The following is an 18,647-nucleotide window of genomic DNA, read 5'->3' as shown; positions in this document are numbered from 1 at the left end:
CCCCGGCACTCGGCCCCCCGGCCCCCGGCACTCGGCCCCCGGCCCCCGGCCCCCGGCACTCGGCCCCTCGGCCCCCGGCCCCCCGGCCCCCGGCCCCCGGCCCCCGGCCCCCGGCACTCCGCCCCCGGCCCTCCGTCGATCGGTTCCGGGCCTGGGCAGTCGAGCCTCCGGAGGTCCCCGGCACTCGGCCCCCGGCCCCCGTCGATCGGTTCCGCCCCCCGGCACTCGGCCCCCGGCCCCCCCCGTCGATCGGTTCCGGGCCTGGACGGCCGAGCCTCTGGAGGTCCCCGGAACCCGGCCCCGCCGATCGGTTCCGGGGCTGGACAGTCGAGCCTCCGGAGGCACCCGGCACCCGGCCCCCGGCTCCCCGTCGATCGGTTCCGGGCCTGGACAGTCGAGCCTCCGGAGGTCCCCCGTCCCCGGCCCCGGCCTCCGCGCCGCAAGTCCTGGCCCCGCCGAGAACCCGGACCCCCGGCCAGCCCCAAAACGCACACCGGGCGCGGTGAGGAAGGGTTCCTCACCGCGCCCGGTGTTCAAGGGGTCGGAGATCAGGCCGTCGGGACCTTCTCCGGGTCCTCCTGGCCGGAGGCCACCGCCTCGGCGGCGGGGGCCGGGCGGCCGGCGGTCAGCTTCTCCTTGAGCAGGGCGATGATGATCACGATCGCCGCGACGCCCAGGGAGAGGAGGACCGTCACGCGGCCGCTGCTCTCACCCTTCGTGTCGGTGAGCATGTAGCCGAGGACGAAGACGATCAGCGCGGCCGTCGCCCAGGTGAGGTACGGGTACAGCCACATCTTCACGACGAGCTTCTCCGGCGCCTCGCGCTGGATGATCTTCCGCATGCGCAGCTGCGAGAAGCAGATGACCAGCCAGACGAAGAGCGCGACCGCACCGCTGGAGTTGACCAGGAAGAGGAAGACCGTCTTCGGGTAGGCGTAGTTGAAGAAGACCGCGAGGAAGCCGAACGCCACGGACGCGAGGATCGCCGCCATCGGCACACCACGCGAGTTGGTGCGGGCGAACGCCTTCGGCGCGTCACCGCGGTCGCCGAGCGAGAACGCCATCCGGGACGCGGTGTACAGACCCGAGTTGAGGCAGGACAGCACCGAGGTCAGCACGATGAACTGCATGATCTGGTCGGCGTGCGGGATGCCCAGGGAGCCGAGCGCCGCGACGTACGAGCCGTCCTTCGCGATCGACGGGTCGTTCCACGGCAGCAGCGAGACCACGACGAGGATCGAGCCCAGGTAGAAGACACCGATACGCCAGATGATGCTGTTGGTCGACTTGGTGACCGCGCGCTGCGGGTCCTCGGACTCGCCGGCCGCCAGCGTGGCGATCTCGCTGCCCATGAAGGAGAACACGACCAGCAGCACACCGGTGAGGATCGCGCCCGGACCGTGCGGCAGGAAACCACCGTGCGCGGTCAGGTTCGACAGCCCGGCCTTCTCGCTGTGCACGCCCGGCAGCACACCGAACACCGCCAGCGCGCCGATCACGATGAACGCGCCGATCGCGACGACCTTGATCCCGGCGAACCAGAACTCGAACTCGCCGTAGGAGCCGACGGAGACCAGGTTCGTGGCCGTCAGCACGGCCATCACGATCAGGGCCCAGCCCCATTGCGGCACCGCCGGTATCCACCCGTGCAGGATGCCCGCGCCGGCCGTCGCCTCGACGGCGAGGACGACGACCCAGAAGAACCAGTAGAGCCAGCCGATCGAGAAGCCCGCCCAGCGGCCCAGCGCCCGGTCGGCGTGCGCCGAGAAGGAGCCGGAGGTCGGGTTCGCCGCCGACATCTCGCCGAGCATCCGCATCACGAGCACGACGAGCGTGCCGACGAGGGCATAGGACAGCAGAATGCCGGGGCCCGCCGTGGCGATACCGGAACTGGAGCCGACGAACAGTCCGGCACCGATCACGCCACCGATCGCGATCATCGACAGATGGCGGTTCTTGAGTCCTGCTTGAAGTCCCGAACCAGGGGTCATGGACGGATTTCCTTTGCGCCTGTGGTGCATTTCCCGTACGACCCGTGGGGGTCGCGTGAAACGACGGAGTACGGGGCCTCGCACGAGCGGTGTGCGAGGCGGTTCAGTGAATCCGAGGGAAACGAATTCGGGAACCTCTGAATCCGGATTGTTACTTGAGGTTTTCTTGAGCTTCTATGGTGTGGCTCACATATCCCCTACCGAACCCGGAGCTGCTGCCCGGAATCGGGCGTGTCACACTCGGTACATGCGCGTGTATCTCGGCTCCGACCATGCGGGCTACGAACTCAAGAACCACCTCGTCGACTGGCTGAAGGCGGCGGGGCACGAGCCCGTCGACTGCGGGCCCCACATCTACGACGCCCAGGACGACTACCCGCCCTTCTGCCTCCGGGCCGCGGAGCGCACGGCGGCCGACCCGGGCGCCCTCGGCATCGTGATCGGCGGCTCCGGCAACGGCGAGCAGATCGCCGCCAACAAGGTCAAGGGGGTGCGCGCCGCCCTCGCCTGGAGCGAGGAGACCGCCGCCCTCGGCCGCCAGCACAACAACGCCAACGTCGTCGCGGTCGGCGCGCGGATGCACTCCGAGGAGGAGGCGACCAAGTTCGTCGAGGTGTTCCTCAACACCCCCTTCTCCGGTGACGAGCGTCACATGCGCCGCATCGACATGCTGACCACCTACGAGAACACCGGCGAGCTGCCCCCCATCCCGGCTCACCACCCCCAGTCGTAAACACCGGGCCCCGCCCCGCCGTACCCACCGCCCGCCGCGCCCGCACCCCGGACGCGGCGGGCGGCCCGGTACGGGGACCGGGCACAGCCCCGCAGCACCCCCAGGAAGGACGCCCCGGCCGTGCCAGAAGGGCACACCATCCACCGCCTCGCGCAGGACTGCGCCGAGCGCTTCGAAGGCACCAGCCCCCGGGTCAGCAGTCCCCAGGGCAAGTTCGCCGACGCCGCCGCCCTGCTCGACGGCGCCGAACTGACCTCCACCGAGGCCCACGGCAAGCACCTCTTCCTCGGCTTCCGCGACACCGACTGGATCCACATCCACCTCGGCCTCTTCGGCAAGGTCGCCCACGGCCCCACCCCCGCGCCGCCGCCCACCGACACCGTCCGGCTGCGCCTGGCCGGCGACACCGGGTACCTGGACCTGCGCGGCCCCACCACCTGCGCCCTGATCACCGACGACGAGAAGCGCGCGGTGGAGGCCCGGCTCGGCCCCGACCCGCTGCGCGCCGACGCCGACCCGGCCGCCGCCTACGCCCGCGTCCGCCGCAGCCGTACGACGATCGCCGCACTGCTCATGGACCAGAAGGTCATCGCGGGCGTCGGGAACGTCTACCGCGCCGAGGTCCTCTTCCGGCACGGCATCGACCCCTACCGCGCCGGCAAGGACATCGCCCCCGCCGAGTGGGACGCCATCTGGGCCGACCTCGTGGACCTCATGCGCGAGGGCGTGCGCACCAACCGCATCGACACCGTGCGCCCCGAACACACCCCCGAGGCCATGGGCCGCCCGCCCCGCGTCGACGACCATGGCGGCGAGGTCTACGTCTACCGCCGGGCCACCCTGCCCTGTCACATCTGCGCCACCGAGGTCCGCACCGCGGGGCTCGCCGCCCGCAACCTCTTCTGGTGCCCCACCTGCCAGAAGGGCTGACCAACCCGCCCGCGCGCCGGGCCCGTTGGTGACGGAACGGCCAATTTCCGCCGGGTGGCAGCGCGAACGCGCTCCGTACCGTTCACTGTGTAGTTGAAACGCCAATGTGTAGTTGAAATGCCAAGTGGAGCCTCGCACGGGGGACAAGTGGGACCTCCCGTGCCAAGCGGCTGGTCCGATGGATAGGGTCGCGAACTGATGGCAGCAGGAGAGCGGCGCGCGAAGGCCGAGACGTTCACGGCCCGGTGCAAGATGCAGTGGCACCGGGTCCGGGTCGCGCTGCGCCGAAGTGCCGTGGACTACTTCCGCGGTGACGGCCCCGACTGGATCGCCCTCGTCGGCCTCCTCGTCACCATCCCCGTCCTCATGGCGATGACCCTGGGCAACGCGGTCTGGTGCTCACCGGCCACCCTGGTCCTGCCCATCGTCGCGGGCGGCCTGGTCCTGCGCCCGGCCAGCCTCCTCGGGCTCTATGCCGCGGCCGCCGCCGCCCTCATCGTGGAGTCCGTGAGCCTCGGCCCGTACACCGAGGGCCCCTCCAGGGTCACCCCCGGCGTCGTCCTCGTCGTCGCCGCGTGCGGCTTCTTCGGGCTGCTCACCGCGCAGTTCCGCAGCCGCGTCGGCGTGCCCTGGCGGCGCGGCGGCACCATGCTCTTCGACCTGCGCGAACGCATCCGCGCCCAGAGCGAACTGCCCAAACTCCCGCGCGGCTGGCACCACGAGATGGCGCTGCGCCCGGCCGGCGGCCAGTCCTTCTCCGGCGACTTCGTCGTCGCCGCCCGCACCAACGGCGGGCGCACCCTGGAGGTCGTCCTCACCGACGTCTCCGGCAAGGGCATGGACGCGGGCTCCCGCGCCCTGCTTCTGTCCGGCGCCTTCGGCGGCCTCATCGGCTCCCTGCCCCCGCACGCCTTCCTCACCGCCGCCAACGGCTACCTCCTGCGCCAGGACTGGGACGAGGGCTTCGCCACCTCCATCCACCTCGTCCTCGACCTGGACTCCGGGGACTACGAGCTCTACTCCGCCGGCCACCCGCCCGGCCTCCAGCTCTGCGCGGGCAACGGCCGCTGGGAGGAGAAGGCCGCCGAGGGCCCCCTCCTCGGGGTGTACGACGGCGCCCAGTTCGACTCCGTGAAGGGCTCGCTGCGCCCCGGCGACGTGCTGATGCTCTTCACCGACGGCCTGGTGGAGACCTCCGACCGCGACATCGTCGAGGGCATCGACCGCCTCACCGGAGAGGCCGACCGCTATGTGGCGGGCGGCTTCCACGGCGCCGCCTGGCACCTCATCGAGGCCGTCGCCAAGGACGTCAACGACGACCGCGCCCTGCTGCTCATCTGCCGCGAAGCGGCGGCCACTTCACGCTGACCGCCCGCCGCGCCGGTGGAACACTGGCCCGATGGACGACGAGCTGCTCACCCCGGCCCAGGTCGAGACCCTGGCCCGCGCCGCCCACGCCCGCCAGACCGACAAGGCGGGCCGCCCCTACGCCGAACACCTCGCGGCCGTCGCCGAGGGCGTACGGGAAGGCGGCGGGGACGACGAACAGATCGCCGCGGCCTGGCTCCACGACGCGGTCGAGGACGACGCGCTGAGCGAGGAATGGCTGACCGCGGCCGCCCTGACCCCCCGCACGAAGGCGATCGTACGAGCCCTCACCAGGCGCCCCGGCGAGCCGCCCGAGGCGTACGCGGACCGCATCCTCGCCACCCCCGGCGCCCTCCTGGTCAAGCGCGCCGACCTCGCGCACAACGCCGACCCGGCCCGGCTCGCCGTCCTGGACGAGGCGACCCGGAAACGACTGACCGAGAAGTACACGCGGATGCGCGCGCTTCTCGGTCAGGGCGAAAGCGGTGAAGCGGAAGAGCGGTGAGGCGGAAGAGCCGTGAGACGGAAGAGCCGTGACGCGGATCAGACGTCGGCGGTCTTGCGGCGCGGAGCCGCGGGCTTCGCGGGCTGTTCGGCCGCCTGCCGCTCGCGCGCCCGCCGCGCCGGGTCCTGCCTGAACGCCCACTCCATCTTCGGCTCCATCACACACCGGAACACCCGCTGGACCGGCTTGGTGCACAGCGCGGTGACGACGGCCGCCGCGAGGACGGTCACCGCGATCTCGCCCAGCGGGCGGTGCAGCCAGGCGTGGTCGTACCAGCCCCGGTAGTCGGCCAGCCGGATCAGGAAGCCGTGCAGCAGATAGCCGTACAGCGTGCCCGCGCCGAGCGCCGTGAACCACAGCCTGCGCCCCGGCACCCAGGAGAGGAAGCAGGCCGTCAGCAGGGTCGAACAGGCCAGGATGCCCAGCGTCATCACCGGGCCGCACCACCATGGCGCGCCCAGTTCCTGCGCCGAGTCGCGGTGGTAGAACCACGCGCCGTCCATGCGCGGGACCGCCCAGTAGGAGAACGCCAGGGCCGCCGCGAACACCGGCAGCGCGGCGATCCGCACCGGCCAGCGCCGCACCATCCGGAAGTGCTCCGGCTTCAGACACAGGCCGAGCACGAAGTACGGCAGGAACTGCAGCACGCGCTGGAGGTCGAGGTCGTCGCCGATGGACGGGCTCACCGAGGCGAGCATCGCGATACCGATCGCCACCGGCAGCGGCCACCGGACCAGCTTCCACAGCGGTGTGGTCAGCCGCCATATGAACAGCGCCACCAGGAACCACGTCATGTAGAACGGGTCGAGCAGACTGATGTCGTCGTGCGAGCCCGAGAACTGGTTGCGGAAGAGCGAGTACGCCGTCTCGAAGACCACGTAGGGCACGACGACACCCGTGACCAGCCGCTTGAGCCGGTCGGGCCGCATGTCGAAACTGCGGGAGAAGTAGCCGGAGATGATGATGAACGCCGGCATGTGGAACGCGTAGACGAAGCTGTAGAGCGCCTGGACCGTCCGGCTGCCGCTCTCCAGCCCCTCCCAGGAGTGCCCCATCGCCACGAGCACGATCGCCAGGTACTTGGCGTTGTCGTAGAACGAATCACGCCGGCGGGCCGGTCTGTCCGTCTTCGTCTTGCCGAGCTGCTCGCTCATCGGGGTACGGGGACCGGGCACTTTGCCGGCCGGCGACTGGGCCGGGGGCAGTGGCCTGCGGTTCTGGCCTAGGGACGGGGCGGCGTCAAACATCTCTGGCACCCTAGCGTCGAGTATGCGAATACGTAAAACCACCGAGGTCATTCCTGGTTATCGCCCTCGCATACCCCGTGATTCGCATAACTTGCCTGTCCCGGCGGCGTGATGGCAGGCACATTCATGGCGTTCGTTCACCCGTGATGTCCCGATTCATCCGGACTAAAGGGGTCATTCGCCGTCACTGTGACGGCAATTGGAAATACCTGCGCGCGAGATGTGTGGATGCCGAAACGACCTCGCGTGATTAATCGCGCGGGTGATCGTGGAAGACGCACGGAGAGTGCCGGGCGGGTGGGTGCGGGACGCGACCGAAATCGCGCGTGTCGCGGGCCCGTTGCCGGCCGAACTTCCGACGATGTGTCACGAGCCGCATGGAGAGGCCCTGTTGGTGGCACGATGGTTCTGGCGGAGGTGCGCAGGGCGGTACCTCCGGTCCCGGAGCGCCGACCGACCGAGGGTGTGATCAGTTGTGGCCATTTCACTGTCTGTGGTGCTGCTGTTGGCGATCATCCTTGTGGTGCTGATCCGGGGAGGGAACATCAAGGCCGGCCCGGCCATCGTGGCGATCCTCTTCGGCTTCTTCCTCGCCTCGACCGGCATGGCGCCGTCCATCAGCCGCTTCATGAACTCGATAGCGGAGACGATCAACTCAATCAGCTTCTGAAACGCGTCAGGGCCGGTCCGGAGGACGATGCCTCCGGTCCGGCCCTGAGCCGTGTGGAGCGGGCGACGGGAATCGAACCCGCGTAGCTAGTTTGGAAGACTAGGGCTCTACCATTGAGCTACGCCCGCGAGAGCGCGCCACCGGTCGGTGACCGCGGCACTGGAGGCATCGTAGCGGGTCCGCCGACGCGGAGGCCAACGTGCCGCCCGGCGCGACCGCCCGCGCGCGTCGTCCTTTTTATGCGGGCGCCCCAGGTGGCCGGGGCATGTACCCTACGTCTCGCACCAGACGGGGTGTGGCGCAGCTTGGTAGCGCGTCCGCTTTGGGAGCGGAAGGCCGTGGGTTCAAATCCCGCCACCCCGACCACGGCTCACGGCGTTGTGATGATCGCCTTTTGGGGCGCTGACCGGCTGCGGTTACTATGCAAGCTGCGCGCCCGTGTGCCCGGCCTCATGGCTTACGTACTCCTCCGGGCGGCTATCCGCCGGGCCTCGCTGGCTCCGGCAGAACCCAAGAAGTCAGCCACAAGGAGACCGAACCGTGAAGAGCGCCGTGGAGACCCTGAACCCGACCCGGGTTCGGCTCACTGTCGAGGTGCCCTTCGAGGAGCTCAAGGACAGCCTCGACGCGGCGTACAAGAAGATCAACCAGCAGGTCACGGTGAAGGGCTTCCGCAAGGGCAAGATCCCGGCCCGGGTCATCGACCAGCGGTTCGGTCGTGGCGCCGTGCTGGAGGAGGCCGTCAACGACGCGCTCCCGAAGTTCTACACCGAGGCGGTCAACGAGGCCGAGCTCAGCCCGCTGGGCCAGCCCGAGGTCGACATCACCGAGCTGAAGGACGGCGAGACGCTGAACTTCACCGCCGAGGTCGACATCCGTCCCGCCCTGGAGATCCCGGACTACTCCGGTATCGAGGTCGAGGTCGACGCCATCGAGGTCACCGACGAGGACGTCGAGAAGTCGGTCGAGCAGCTCCGTGAGCGCTTCGCCTCCACCTCCCCGGTCGAGCGCGCCGCCGAGGACGGTGACGTGGTCACCATCGACCTGGAGGCCAAGGTCGACGGCGAGGTGCTGGAGGACGGCGTCGCCGAGGGTGTTTCCTACACCATCGGCTCGGGCGAGCTGCTCGACGGCATCGACGAGGCCGTCAAGGGCCTGTCCGCCGGCGAGGAGGCCACCTTCACCTCCGAGCTGAAGGGCGGCTCCGCCGCCGGCCGCGAGGCCGAGGTCACCGTCAAGGTCACCCAGGTCGCCGCCCGCGAACTGCCGGAGCTGGACGACGAGTTCGCGCAGCTGGCGTCCGAGTTCGACACCCTGGACGAGCTGAAGGCCGACAGCCGCAAGCGCCTGGCCAACATGAAGCAGTACGACCAGGCCACCCAGGCCCAGGAGCGCGTGCTGGAGAAGCTCCTCGAGCTGGTCGAGGTCCCGGTCCCCGAGAAGCTGCTCGAGGACGAGGTCAACACCCGCAAGCACAACCTGGAGCACCACCAGCTCGGCCAGATGGGCCTGACCCTCGACAAGTACCTGGAGATCCAGGGCAAGACCGCCGAGGAGTTCGACACCGAGACCCGCGAGGCCGCGGTCAAGGGCATCAAGACCCAGTTCGTCCTGGACGAGCTGGTGAAGAAGGAGAACCTGGGCGTCAACCAGGAGGAGCTCACCGAGCACCTCATGCGCCGCGCCGCCTCCTCCGGCATGTCCCCCGACCAGTTCGCCCAGGCCGTCGTCGAGGGCGGCCAGGTTCCGCTGCTCGTCGGCGAGGTCGCCCGCGGCAAGGCCCTGGCCGTCGTGGTCGAGGCCGCCACGGTGAAGGACACCAACGGCGAGGTCATCGACCTGGACGACGAGGACGACGAGGAGACGACCGAGGTCGCCGAGACGGTCGAGGAGACCGAGGAGGCCTGAGCCTCACGGCACCTCTGACAACGAAGGGCTCCCTGGGACTGCTCCCAGGGGGCCCTTCTACGTTGGCGCCCACACGGGCCGACCTGTTTTTGTTTTCTGGGGGCGCGGGGAACTGCGCGACAAGCCACGAGGCACCCGCACCCCACAACGCACCCGCACCCCCCATCCCACTACGCCGGAGGCGAACACCCGCTTCTCCGGGATTCCCCCGGGGGACCAGAGCGTTAGGGTCCATGAATACGGGGCGCGGGGGAGCACCCCCGCCAAACCCCGGCAGGACTACGTGAGACGGCCCGGCGCCGTCGTAAGACGAGCAGGTGGATACGTGACGAATCTGATGCCCTCCGCCGCCGGCGAGCCTTCTATCGGCGGTGGCCTCGGCGACCAGGTCTACAACCGGCTGCTGGGCGAGCGGATCATCTTCCTCGGCCAGCAGGTCGACGACGACATCGCCAACAAGATCACCGCTCAGCTGCTCCTTCTCGCGGCCGACCCCGAGAAGGACATCTACCTCTACATCAACAGCCCCGGCGGCTCGGTGACGGCCGGCATGGCGATCTACGACACCATGCAGTACATCCCGAACGACGTGGTCACGATCGCGATGGGCATGGCGGCCTCCATGGGCCAGTTCCTGCTCACCGGCGGCGCCGCGGGCAAGCGCTTCGCGCTGCCGCACGCGGACATCATGATGCACCAGGGTTCGGCGGGCCTCGGCGGTACGGTCTCGGACATCAAGATCCAGGCCGAATACCTGCTGCGCACCAAGAAGCGCATGTCCGAGCTGACCGCCCAGCACTCCGGCCAGACGGTCGAGGCGATCATCCGCGACGGCGACCGCGACCGCTGGTTCACCCCGGAGGAGGCCAAGGAGTACGGTCTCATCGACGAGATCATCACGCACGCCTCGGGTGTTCCGGGTGGCGGCGGCACCGGCGCCTGACCGGCCCGGCCGCGCCACGCACCGCCACCACCGAAAGCCCCAGAACGCCACCAGGACGGTGAACACCCCATGAGCAACTTCCCCGGCGCCGCCAGCGGTATGTACGAGGGCCCCCGCCCCGACAGCCGTTACATCATTCCCCGTTTCGTCGAGCGCACCTCCCAGGGCGTCCGCGAGTACGACCCGTACGCGAAGCTCTTCGAAGAGCGCGTGATCTTCCTCGGTGTCCAGATCGACGACGCGTCCGCCAACGACGTCATGGCGCAGCTGCTGTGCCTGGAGTCGATGGACCCCGACCGCGACATCTCGATCTACATCAACAGCCCCGGCGGTGACATGACGGCCCTCACGGCCATCTACGACACCATGCAGTTCGTGAAGCCGGACATCCAGACGGTGTGCATGGGCCAGGCGGCCTCCGCCGCGGCGATCCTGCTGGCCGCCGGCACCCCGGGCAAGCGCATGGCGCTGCCGAACTCCCGTGTGCTGATCCACCAGCCGGCCGGTTCCACGGGCCGTGGCCAGCTCTCCGACCTGGAGATCATCGCCAAGGAGTTCACCCGGATGCGTGAGCAGCTGGAGGACATGCTGGCCAAGCACACCAAGCGGCCGATCGAGAAGATTCGCGAGGACATCGAGCGCGACAAGATCCTCACGGCCGAGGAGGCGCTGGAGTACGGCCTCGTCGACCAGATCATCTCCACCCGCAAGATGAACAACGAGGCGGTCCGCTGACCGCGGCCGTGTGTTTCTGGGCCGCTTTGGCAGGGTCCACGTCAAAGTGAACCCTGCCAAGGGGGCCCCGAACACGGCCCCGGGCAAGGTACCGTCGGACATAAGGCAGCACCAGGAGCCGCAGGGCCGTTAGCGTCCAGGCGTCTCCCAGGCGAAGGGGAAGCACACCGTGGCACGCATCGGTGACGGCGGCGATCTGCTCAAGTGCTCGTTCTGCGGCAAGAGCCAGAAGCAGGTCAAGAAGCTCATCGCAGGGCCCGGTGTGTACATCTGCGACGAGTGCATCGATCTCTGCAACGAGATCATCGAGGAAGAGCTCGCGGAGACCAGCGAGGTGCGCTGGGAGGAGCTGCCCAAGCCCCGCGAGATCTACGAGTTCCTCGAGGGCTACGTGGTCGGCCAGGAGGCCGCCAAGAAGGCCCTCTCGGTCGCGGTGTACAACCACTACAAGCGGGTCCAGGCCGGTGAGAACGGCGGCGCACAGGGCCGCGAGGACGCCATCGAGCTGGCGAAGTCCAACATCCTCCTGCTCGGCCCCACGGGCTCGGGCAAGACCCTCCTCGCGCAGACCCTGGCCCGGATGCTGAACGTCCCCTTCGCGATCGCGGACGCCACCGCGCTCACCGAGGCGGGATACGTCGGCGAGGACGTCGAGAACATCCTCCTGAAGCTCATCCAGGCGGCCGACTACGACGTCAAGAAGGCCGAGACCGGGATCATCTACATCGACGAGATCGACAAGGTGGCCCGCAAGAGCGAGAACCCCTCGATCACGCGCGACGTGAGCGGCGAGGGCGTCCAGCAGGCCCTGCTGAAGATCCTGGAGGGCACCACCGCCTCCGTCCCGCCGCAGGGCGGCCGCAAGCACCCGCACCAGGAGTTCATCCAGATCGACACGACGAACGTGCTGTTCATCGTGGGCGGTGCCTTCGCGGGCCTGGAGAAGATCATCGAGGCGCGGGCGGGTGCCAAGGGCATCGGCTTCGGCGCCACGATCCGCTCCAAGCGCGAGCTGGCCGCCAAGGACATCTTCGAGGACATCATGCCCGAGGACCTGGTGAAGTTCGGGATGATCCCCGAGTTCATCGGCCGTCTCCCGGTCATCACCTCGGTGCACAACCTCGACCGCGAGGCCCTGCTCAAGATCCTCGTCGAGCCGCGCAACGCCCTGGTCAAGCAGTACCAGCGCCTCTTCGAACTCGACGGTGTGGAGCTGGACTTCGAGCGCGAGGCGCTGGAGGCCATCGCGGACCAGGCCATCCTCCGCCAGACCGGCGCGCGCGGTCTGCGCGCCATCATGGAGGAGGTGCTGATGTCGGTGATGTACGAGGTGCCGTCCCGCAAGGACGTGGCCCGCGTCGTCATCACGGCCGACGTCGTCCACTCCAACGTGAACCCGACCCTCATCCCCCGCGACTCCCGGGGCCGGGGCCAGGGCGAGCAGAAGACCGCCTGACACGCGGCACACGGCAGACGAAGGGCCCCCGTCCGGTGAGGACGGGGGCCCCTTTCGTACGAGCCCCGAGGCCGCGGCCCGTCAGGCCGCGACGCGGATCTCCTTGCGCAGCCGCGCCACCAGAGCGGCGTCCGCGTCCAGGTCACTGGGACGGCCCGCCGCGAGCGTGGCGATGTCCATCGGCATCACGAAGCCGATCGTGCTGTGGTCGCCCCACACACAGACCGAGACCGTCATCTGCGCGGGCATCCCCTTGGCGGTGCTGTTGGTGGCCACCTTGGCGTGCTGGCACTTGAGCACCGCGTCCCCGAGCGCGGCGGGCTTGAACGCCTCCGGCTCGCCCACCAGCGTGTACTTGTTCGCCTCGTCCTTGTTCCCCTGGTCCTTCAGATACGCGAACATCGAGTCCACGGTCTTCTCCGGGTCGGCGATCGTGCCGTAGACCCCGCCGAACTCCATGAGCTTCTTGCTCAGCGGGTTCGTCTCGTCCCCGGCCGCGTACTCGGCCGTCACGTCCTTCGGGTCCTGCACGCCCCAGGTCTCGGCGTCCTTCAGGTCGTCCTGGGTCATGGCGCCCGCGTCGCTCTTGCCCTTGCGGTACTCGGAGAGCACCCGCGAGGGCGTCACCAGCTTGTGCGGGCCGTCGTCCGCGACCGGACCGCTCTTGTCGTCCCCGCCGCTGAACGCGAAGAACGCGCCCACCACCACGGCGACCGCCACCACGGCCGCCCCGACGATCAGCCCCGTCTTCTTCTTGCCCCCCGCAGGCACCGGCGCCTGCGGAGCCCCGTAGGACGGCGGGCCGTAGGGCGGCTGCTGGCCGTACGGGTTCGGCGGCTGCTGCCCGTAGGGGTTCTGCTGTGGCGGCACGCCCTGCTGCGGGTACGCGTAGCCCGGCTGCGGGGCCCCGGGCGGGGGCGGCGGGGGCGGTACCGGGGCCCCGCCCTGCGGGGGATAGCCGTAGCCGGGGGCGGGCGGCTGCTGTCCGTAGGGGCCCGGCTGGGCGTACGGGCCCGGCTGCCCGGCCGGCGGGCCGTACGGGCCCGGCTGCTGGGGCGGTCCGCCGTACGGGCCCGGCTGGTTGCTGCTCATTCCTCGGTTCCCCTCCACACGCTCCTGTGTCCCCGCCATCCTGGCCCAGCCGTGACAGGGGCACGGCACCGGGGGCCGCACCGTTACAGAACAAACGCGTTTCGGGAGCACCCTCCGGCACCTCTAAACTGACCCCCGTGACCGAGAACGCTCAGCAGCAGCCATCAGCGCCCGACACCGAACTGCCGACCCAGTACGCGCCGGCCGATGTAGAGGGGCCGCTGTACGAGCGCTGGGTAGAGCGGGGCTACTTCGAGGCGGACGCGAAGAGCGACAAGCCGCCCTTCACCGTCGTCATCCCCCCGCCCAACGTCACCGGCAGCCTCCACCTGGGCCACGCCTTCGAGCACACCATCATCGACGCCCTGACCCGCCGCAAGCGCATGCAGGGCTTCGAGACCCTGTGGCAGCCCGGCATGGACCACGCCGGCATCGCCACGCAGAACGTCGTCGAGCGCGAGCTCGGCAAGGAGGGCAAGTCCCGCCACGACCTGGGCCGCGAGGCGTTCGTCGACCGCGTCTGGCAGTGGAAGGACGAGTCCGGCGGCCAGATCTCCGGCCAGATGCGCCGCCTCGGCGACGGCGTCGCCTGGTCCCGCGAGCGCTTCACCATGGACGAGGGCCTGTCGAAGTCCGTCCAGACCATCTTCAAGCGCCTCTACGACGACGAGCTGATCTACCGCGCCGAGCGCATCATCAACTGGTGCCCGCGCTGCCTGACCGCGATCTCCGACATCGAGGTCGAGTACCAGGACGACGACGGCGAGCTCGTCTCCATGACGTACGGCGAGGGCGACGAGACGATCGTCGTCGCCACCACCCGCGCCGAGACGATGCTCGGTGACACGGCCGTCGCCGTCCACCCCGAGGACGAGCGCTACCAGCACCTCATCGGCAAGCTCATCAGGCTCCCGCTGACCGACCGCTCCATCCCGGTCGTCGCCGACGAGCACGTCGACCCCGAGTTCGGCACCGGCGCCGTCAAGGTGACCCCGGCGCACGACCCGAACGACTTCGAGATCGGCCAGCGGCACGACCTGCCGTCCATCACCGTCATGGACGAGCACGCCGTCATCACCACCCCCGGCCCCTTCCAGGGCCTGGACCGCCTGGAGGCCCGCTCCGCCATCGTCGCCGCCCTGCGCGCCGAGGGCCGGATCGTCGCCGAGAAGCGGCCGTACGTCCACTCGGTGGGCCACTGCTCGCGCTGCAAGACCACCATCGAGCCGCGCCTGTCGATGCAGTGGTGGGTCAAGGTCGGCCCGCTCGCCCAGGCCGCCGGTGACGCGGTCCGCGACGGCAAGGTCAAGATCCACCCGCAGGAGATGGAGAAGCGGTACTTCGACTGGGTCGACAACCTCCACGACTGGTGCATCTCGCGCCAGCTGTGGTGGGGCCACCGCATCCCGGTCTGGTACGGCCCGGACGGCGAGGTCGTCTGCGTCGGCCCCGACGAGCAGCCGCCCGCCGGCGAGGGCTGGCACCAGGACAGCGACGTCCTCGACACCTGGTTCTCCTCCGGCCTGTGGCCCTTCTCCACCCTGGGCTGGCCCGAGCAGACCGAGTCGCTCGCGAAGTTCTACCCGAACTCCGTCCTGGTCACCGGCTACGACATCCTCTTCTTCTGGGTCGCCCGGATGATGATGTTCGGCCTCTACGCGATGGACGGCACCCCGCCGTTCCACACCATCGCCCTGCACGGCATGGTCCGCGACCAGTTCGGCAAGAAGATGTCGAAGTCCTTCGGGAACGTCGTCAACCCGTTGGACTGGATGGACAAGTACGGCTCCGACGCCCTGCGCTTCACCCTCGCGCGCGGCGCCAACCCCGGCGTCGACGTGCCGATCGGCGAGGACTGGGTCCAGGGCTCGCGGAACTTCGCCAACAAGATCTGGAACGCGACCCGCTTCGCGCTGATGAACGGCGCGACGGTCGAGGGCCCGCTGCCGGACGCGTCCGCGATGTCCGCCACGGACCGCTGGATCCTCTCCCGCCTCAACTCGGTGGTCGCCGAGGTCGACGCGCTCTACGAGGACTACCAGTTCGCCAAGCTCTCGGACGCGCTGTTCCACTTCGCGTGGGACGAGGTCTTCGACTGGTACGTCGAGCTGTCCAAGACCACCTTCCAGGCGGGCGGCGAGGCGGCCGAGGTCTCCAAGCGGGTCCTCGGTGAGGTCCTCGACGTCACGCTCAAGCTGCTGCACCCGGTGGTCCCGTTCGTCACGGAGACGCTGTGGACGACGCTGACGGGCGGGGAGTCGCTGGTCATCGCCGAGTGGCCGACGGACTCCGGCTTCCGTGACGTCGCCGCCGAGCGGGAGATCGAGTCCCTCCAGGCCGTCGTCACCGAGGTCCGCCGCTTCCGCGCCGACCAGGGGCTCCAGTCCGGCCAGCGGGTGCCCGCGCGGCTCACGCTGGACGGTACGGCGTTCGCTCCGCACGAGGCGGCGATCCGGCAGCTCCTCCGTCTCCAGCCCGAGGGTGATTCCTTCACGGCCACGGCCACCCTGCCGGTCGCCGGAGCCGAGGTCGCGCTCGACCTCTCCGGCACGATCGACATCGCGGCCGAGCGCAAGCGGCTGTCCAAGGACCTCGCCGCCGCCGAGAAGGAGAAGGCCCAGGCGACGGCCAAGCTCGGCAACGAGGCGTTCCTGGCCAAGGCGCCGGACGCCGTGGTCGACAAGATCCGCCTCCGCCTCGCCAAGGCGGAGGAAGACATGACCCGCCTCCAGTCCCAGCTGTCCCGCCTGCCGCAGGCGTAAGCGCGAGCGCGTTAGGGAGGCCCCCGGTGCTGTGGTCGGCGCCGGGGGCTTCCGCTTGCCCGCGCGTGCGGGGCCGCTGCGCCCACCCGTGCCGCCCCAGCGGCACGACTGCCCGCAGCGACGGGGGGGGCTTATCAGCGCGGCTCGGCTGCAACCCCCTAGGGGCGCGGGGAACTGCGCGAACGGCCACGACGGCCCCGCAGCGGGCCACCGGCGGGACCACCCACGGCGAGGTCTTTCAGGGGCGCGGGGAACTGCGCGACAAGCCACGACGCGGCCGCAGCGCACCACCGGCGGGACCACCACGCGCAACCACCCCACCGCTCCGTAAACTGACCCCGTGAGCGACGAGCAGCCCGGTAACGAAAGCCCCGACCCCTTCGAAGAGATCATCGCGGAGGAGACCGACCGCGACCCCGACCTCGCCGTGATCGAGGCGGGCAGCCGCACCCTGCGTACCCAGGGCGGCCCCCCGCAGGCGGACGTGCCGGCCCGCCCCGAGGACCCCGCACTCGACCGCGCCCTGCGCGAGGTGGAGACGGAGCTGGCGAGCCGCTGGGGCGAGACCAAGCTGGAGCCCTCCGTCACCCGCATCGCCGCCCTGATGGACGTACTCGGCGAGCCCCAGCGCACGTACCCCTCCATCCACATCACCGGCACCAACGGCAAGACCTCCACCGCCCGCATGATCGAGGCCCTGCTCGGCGCCTTCGAACTGCGCACCGGCCGCTACACCAGCCCCCACGTGCAGTCCGTGACCGAGCGCATCAGCCTGGACGGCGCCCCGATCAGCGCCGAGCGGTTCATCGAGACGTACCAGGACATCAAGCCGTACATCGAGATGGTGGACGCCTCCCAGGAGTACCGGCTGTCCTTCTTCGAGGTGCTGACCGGCATGGCGTACGCCGCGTTCGCGGACGCCCCCGTGGACGTCGCCGTCGTCGAGGTCGGCATGGGCGGCAGCTGGGACGCGACGAACGTGATCGACGGCGACGTCGCCGTGATCACCCCCATCGGCCTGGACCACACCGACCGGCTGGGGGAGACCCCCGAGCAGATCGCCGTCGAGAAGTCCGGGATCATCAAGCCGGACGCGACCGTGATCATGGCGCAGCAGCCGGTGGACGCGGCGCAGGTGCTGCTGAAGAAGGCCGTCGAGGAGAACGCCACCGTGGCCCGCGAGGGCCTGGAGTTCGGCGTGGTGGACCGCCAGGTCGCCGTCGGCGGCCAGCTGGTCACCCTGCGCGGCCTGGGCGGCGAGTACCCGGAGGTCTACCTCCCGCTGCACGGCGCCCACCAGGCGCACAACGCGGCCGTGGCCCTCGCCGCCGTGGAGGCGTTCTTCGGCGTCGGCGCCGAGCGCGCGCAGCCGCTGGACATCGACACCGTGCGCAAGGCGTTCGCGTCCGTCTCCAGCCCGGGCCGCCTGGAGATCGTCCGCCGCTCCCCGACCGTCGTGCTGGACGCGGCCCACAACCCGGCCGGCGCCGAGGCCGCCGCCGAGGCGGTGCGCGAGGCGTTCGACTTCAGCCGGCTCATCGGCGTGGTCGGCGCGAGCGCGGACAAGAACGTGCGCGGACTCCTGGAGGCGTTCGAGCCGCTCTTCGCGGAGGTCGTCATCACGCAGAACTCCAGCCACCGCGCCATGGACGCGGACCAGCTGGCCGCCGTCGCCGTCGAGGTGTTCGGCGAGGACCGCGTCCAGGTCGAGCCGCAGCTGCCGGAGGCTCTGGAGGCGGCGATCACGCTGGCCGAGGAGGAGGGCGAGTTCTCGGGCGGCGGTGTGCTCGTCACCGGTTCGGTCATCACGGTGGGCGAGGCGCGCCTGCTGCTCGGGAAGGGCTGAGAGGTTCCGTCGTGCGTACGCTCTGTTCATCGACGCTGATCGGTGAGTTCTTCATCATCGGTTTCGCGGGCCTGGTCGCCATGAAGGACCCCTCGCTCGCCATGTCCACCGTGTGGCTGGTGTGCGGGATCGCCATGGCCCTGTCCGTGCTGCTGTGCGGCATGGTGACCCGCCCCGGCGGCGTCGCCCTCGGCTGGGCCCTCCAGCTCGCGCTGATCGTCTCGGGCGTCTTCGTGCCGATGATGTACATCATGGGCGCGGTCTTCGCCGCCCTGTGGTGGGCGTCGGTGCACTACGGCCGGAAGGTGGACGAAGCCAAGGCACGCTTCGCGGCGGAGCGGGCAGCGGCGCAGTAGGACGCTGTCAGTGCCGGGTGCTTCACTGGCCCTGCGTGGCACCCGGACGCTCCCCGCCCACGCGGGGATGGCCCCGGCTTTCCCTTGTGCTCGCCGTATTGGGGC

General features: G+C 69.9%; 15 protein-coding genes and 2 tRNA genes. 13 read left to right on the top strand and 4 right to left on the bottom strand.

Features of this window, described 5'->3' with window-relative positions:
- Nucleotides 1–548 precede the first annotated feature (548 nt).
- A complete protein-coding gene (locus AB0898_RS06600) occupies nt 549–1,991 on the bottom strand; it encodes an amino acid permease (RefSeq protein WP_366801712.1) in 1,443 nt (480 codons plus the stop codon).
- Nucleotides 1,992–2,238: 247 nt separating this feature from the next.
- Between AB0898_RS06600 and AB0898_RS06595 the strand changes: the two genes are divergently transcribed.
- The 4 genes from AB0898_RS06595 (at nt 2,239) to AB0898_RS06580 (ending at nt 5,527) form a co-directional block, all read left to right on the top strand.
- On the top strand, nt 2,239–2,724 hold the full coding sequence (locus AB0898_RS06595; RefSeq protein WP_366801711.1) for a ribose-5-phosphate isomerase: 486 nt from the start codon (nt 2,239–2,241) through the stop codon (nt 2,722–2,724).
- A 120-nt stretch (nt 2,725–2,844) separates the two neighbouring features.
- Nucleotides 2,845–3,654 carry a DNA-formamidopyrimidine glycosylase family protein gene (locus AB0898_RS06590; protein ID WP_366801710.1) on the top strand — a complete coding sequence of 270 codons (810 nt, stop codon included), beginning with the start codon at nt 2,845–2,847 and terminating at the stop codon, nt 3,652–3,654.
- Between the two features lie 198 nt (nt 3,655–3,852).
- Nucleotides 3,853–5,022 (top strand): PP2C family protein-serine/threonine phosphatase, encoded by a 1,170-nt coding sequence (locus AB0898_RS06585; RefSeq protein WP_366801709.1) that lies wholly within the window; start codon nt 3,853–3,855, stop codon nt 5,020–5,022.
- A 31-nt stretch (nt 5,023–5,053) separates the two neighbouring features.
- Nucleotides 5,054–5,527, top strand: a complete 474-nt coding sequence (locus tag AB0898_RS06580) for an HD domain-containing protein (RefSeq protein ID WP_366801708.1) — start codon at nt 5,054–5,056, stop codon at nt 5,525–5,527.
- A 38-nt stretch (nt 5,528–5,565) separates the two neighbouring features.
- Here the strand turns inward: AB0898_RS06580 and AB0898_RS06575 are convergent, their stop codons facing one another.
- A complete protein-coding gene (locus AB0898_RS06575) occupies nt 5,566–6,681 on the bottom strand; it encodes an acyltransferase family protein (RefSeq protein ID WP_366801707.1) in 1,116 nt (371 codons plus the stop codon).
- A gap of 568 nt (nt 6,682–7,249) precedes the next feature.
- Between AB0898_RS06575 and AB0898_RS06570 the strand changes: the two genes are divergently transcribed.
- A complete protein-coding gene (locus AB0898_RS06570; protein ID WP_018545110.1) occupies nt 7,250–7,444 on the top strand; it encodes a hypothetical protein in 195 nt (64 codons plus the stop codon).
- 54 nt (nt 7,445–7,498) lie between these two features.
- Here AB0898_RS06570 and AB0898_RS06565 read toward each other — a convergent pair.
- A tRNA-Gly gene (locus AB0898_RS06565) sits at nt 7,499–7,572 on the bottom strand.
- A 161-nt stretch (nt 7,573–7,733) separates the two neighbouring features.
- Between AB0898_RS06565 and AB0898_RS06560 the strand changes: the two genes are divergently transcribed.
- The 5 genes from AB0898_RS06560 to clpX all read left to right on the top strand — a co-directional run bounded on the left by AB0898_RS06560 (nt 7,734) and on the right by clpX (nt 12,486).
- A tRNA-Pro gene (locus tag AB0898_RS06560) sits at nt 7,734–7,810 on the top strand.
- Between the two features lie 174 nt (nt 7,811–7,984).
- Nucleotides 7,985–9,352: a trigger factor gene (gene tig / locus AB0898_RS06555; protein ID WP_366801706.1), complete on the top strand. Its 1,368-nt coding sequence runs from the start codon at nt 7,985–7,987 to the stop codon at nt 9,350–9,352.
- Between the two features lie 337 nt (nt 9,353–9,689).
- A complete protein-coding gene (locus tag AB0898_RS06550) occupies nt 9,690–10,295 on the top strand; it encodes an ATP-dependent Clp protease proteolytic subunit (RefSeq protein WP_161183448.1) in 606 nt (201 codons plus the stop codon).
- A gap of 69 nt (nt 10,296–10,364) precedes the next feature.
- Complete coding sequence (locus AB0898_RS06545; protein ID WP_366801705.1) at nt 10,365–11,030, top strand: ATP-dependent Clp protease proteolytic subunit; 666 nt, start codon at nt 10,365–10,367, stop codon at nt 11,028–11,030.
- A gap of 169 nt (nt 11,031–11,199) precedes the next feature.
- The gene (gene clpX / locus AB0898_RS06540; protein WP_018545114.1) at nt 11,200–12,486 is read left to right on the top strand and encodes an ATP-dependent Clp protease ATP-binding subunit ClpX; all 1,287 of its coding nucleotides are present in this window, start codon (nt 11,200–11,202) and stop codon (nt 12,484–12,486) included.
- A gap of 81 nt (nt 12,487–12,567) precedes the next feature.
- Here clpX and AB0898_RS06535 read toward each other — a convergent pair whose 3' ends face one another.
- Nucleotides 12,568–13,578 (bottom strand): hypothetical protein, encoded by a 1,011-nt coding sequence (locus AB0898_RS06535; RefSeq protein ID WP_366801704.1) that lies wholly within the window; start codon nt 13,576–13,578, stop codon nt 12,568–12,570.
- A 137-nt stretch (nt 13,579–13,715) separates the two neighbouring features.
- Between AB0898_RS06535 and AB0898_RS06530 the strand changes: the two genes are divergently transcribed.
- The 3 genes from AB0898_RS06530 to AB0898_RS06520 all read left to right on the top strand — a co-directional run bounded on the left by AB0898_RS06530 (nt 13,716) and on the right by AB0898_RS06520 (nt 18,542).
- On the top strand, nt 13,716–16,340 hold the full coding sequence (locus AB0898_RS06530; RefSeq protein WP_366801703.1) for a valine--tRNA ligase: 2,625 nt from the start codon (nt 13,716–13,718) through the stop codon (nt 16,338–16,340).
- Nucleotides 16,341–16,680: 340 nt separating this feature from the next.
- Nucleotides 16,681–18,186 (top strand): folylpolyglutamate synthase/dihydrofolate synthase family protein, encoded by a 1,506-nt coding sequence (locus AB0898_RS06525; protein WP_366801702.1) that lies wholly within the window; start codon nt 16,681–16,683, stop codon nt 18,184–18,186.
- A gap of 11 nt (nt 18,187–18,197) precedes the next feature.
- On the top strand, nt 18,198–18,542 hold the full coding sequence (locus AB0898_RS06520) for a DUF4233 domain-containing protein (RefSeq protein WP_366801701.1): 345 nt from the start codon (nt 18,198–18,200) through the stop codon (nt 18,540–18,542).
- Nucleotides 18,543–18,647 lie beyond the last annotated feature (105 nt).

This window comes from Streptomyces sp. NPDC005435 (genome assembly GCF_040703155.1).
Lineage (GTDB): Bacteria > Actinomycetota > Actinomycetes > Streptomycetales > Streptomycetaceae > Streptomyces.
The sequence above is the reverse complement of the archived record's forward strand: the minus strand, read 5'-3'. Positions and strand labels throughout refer to the sequence as shown.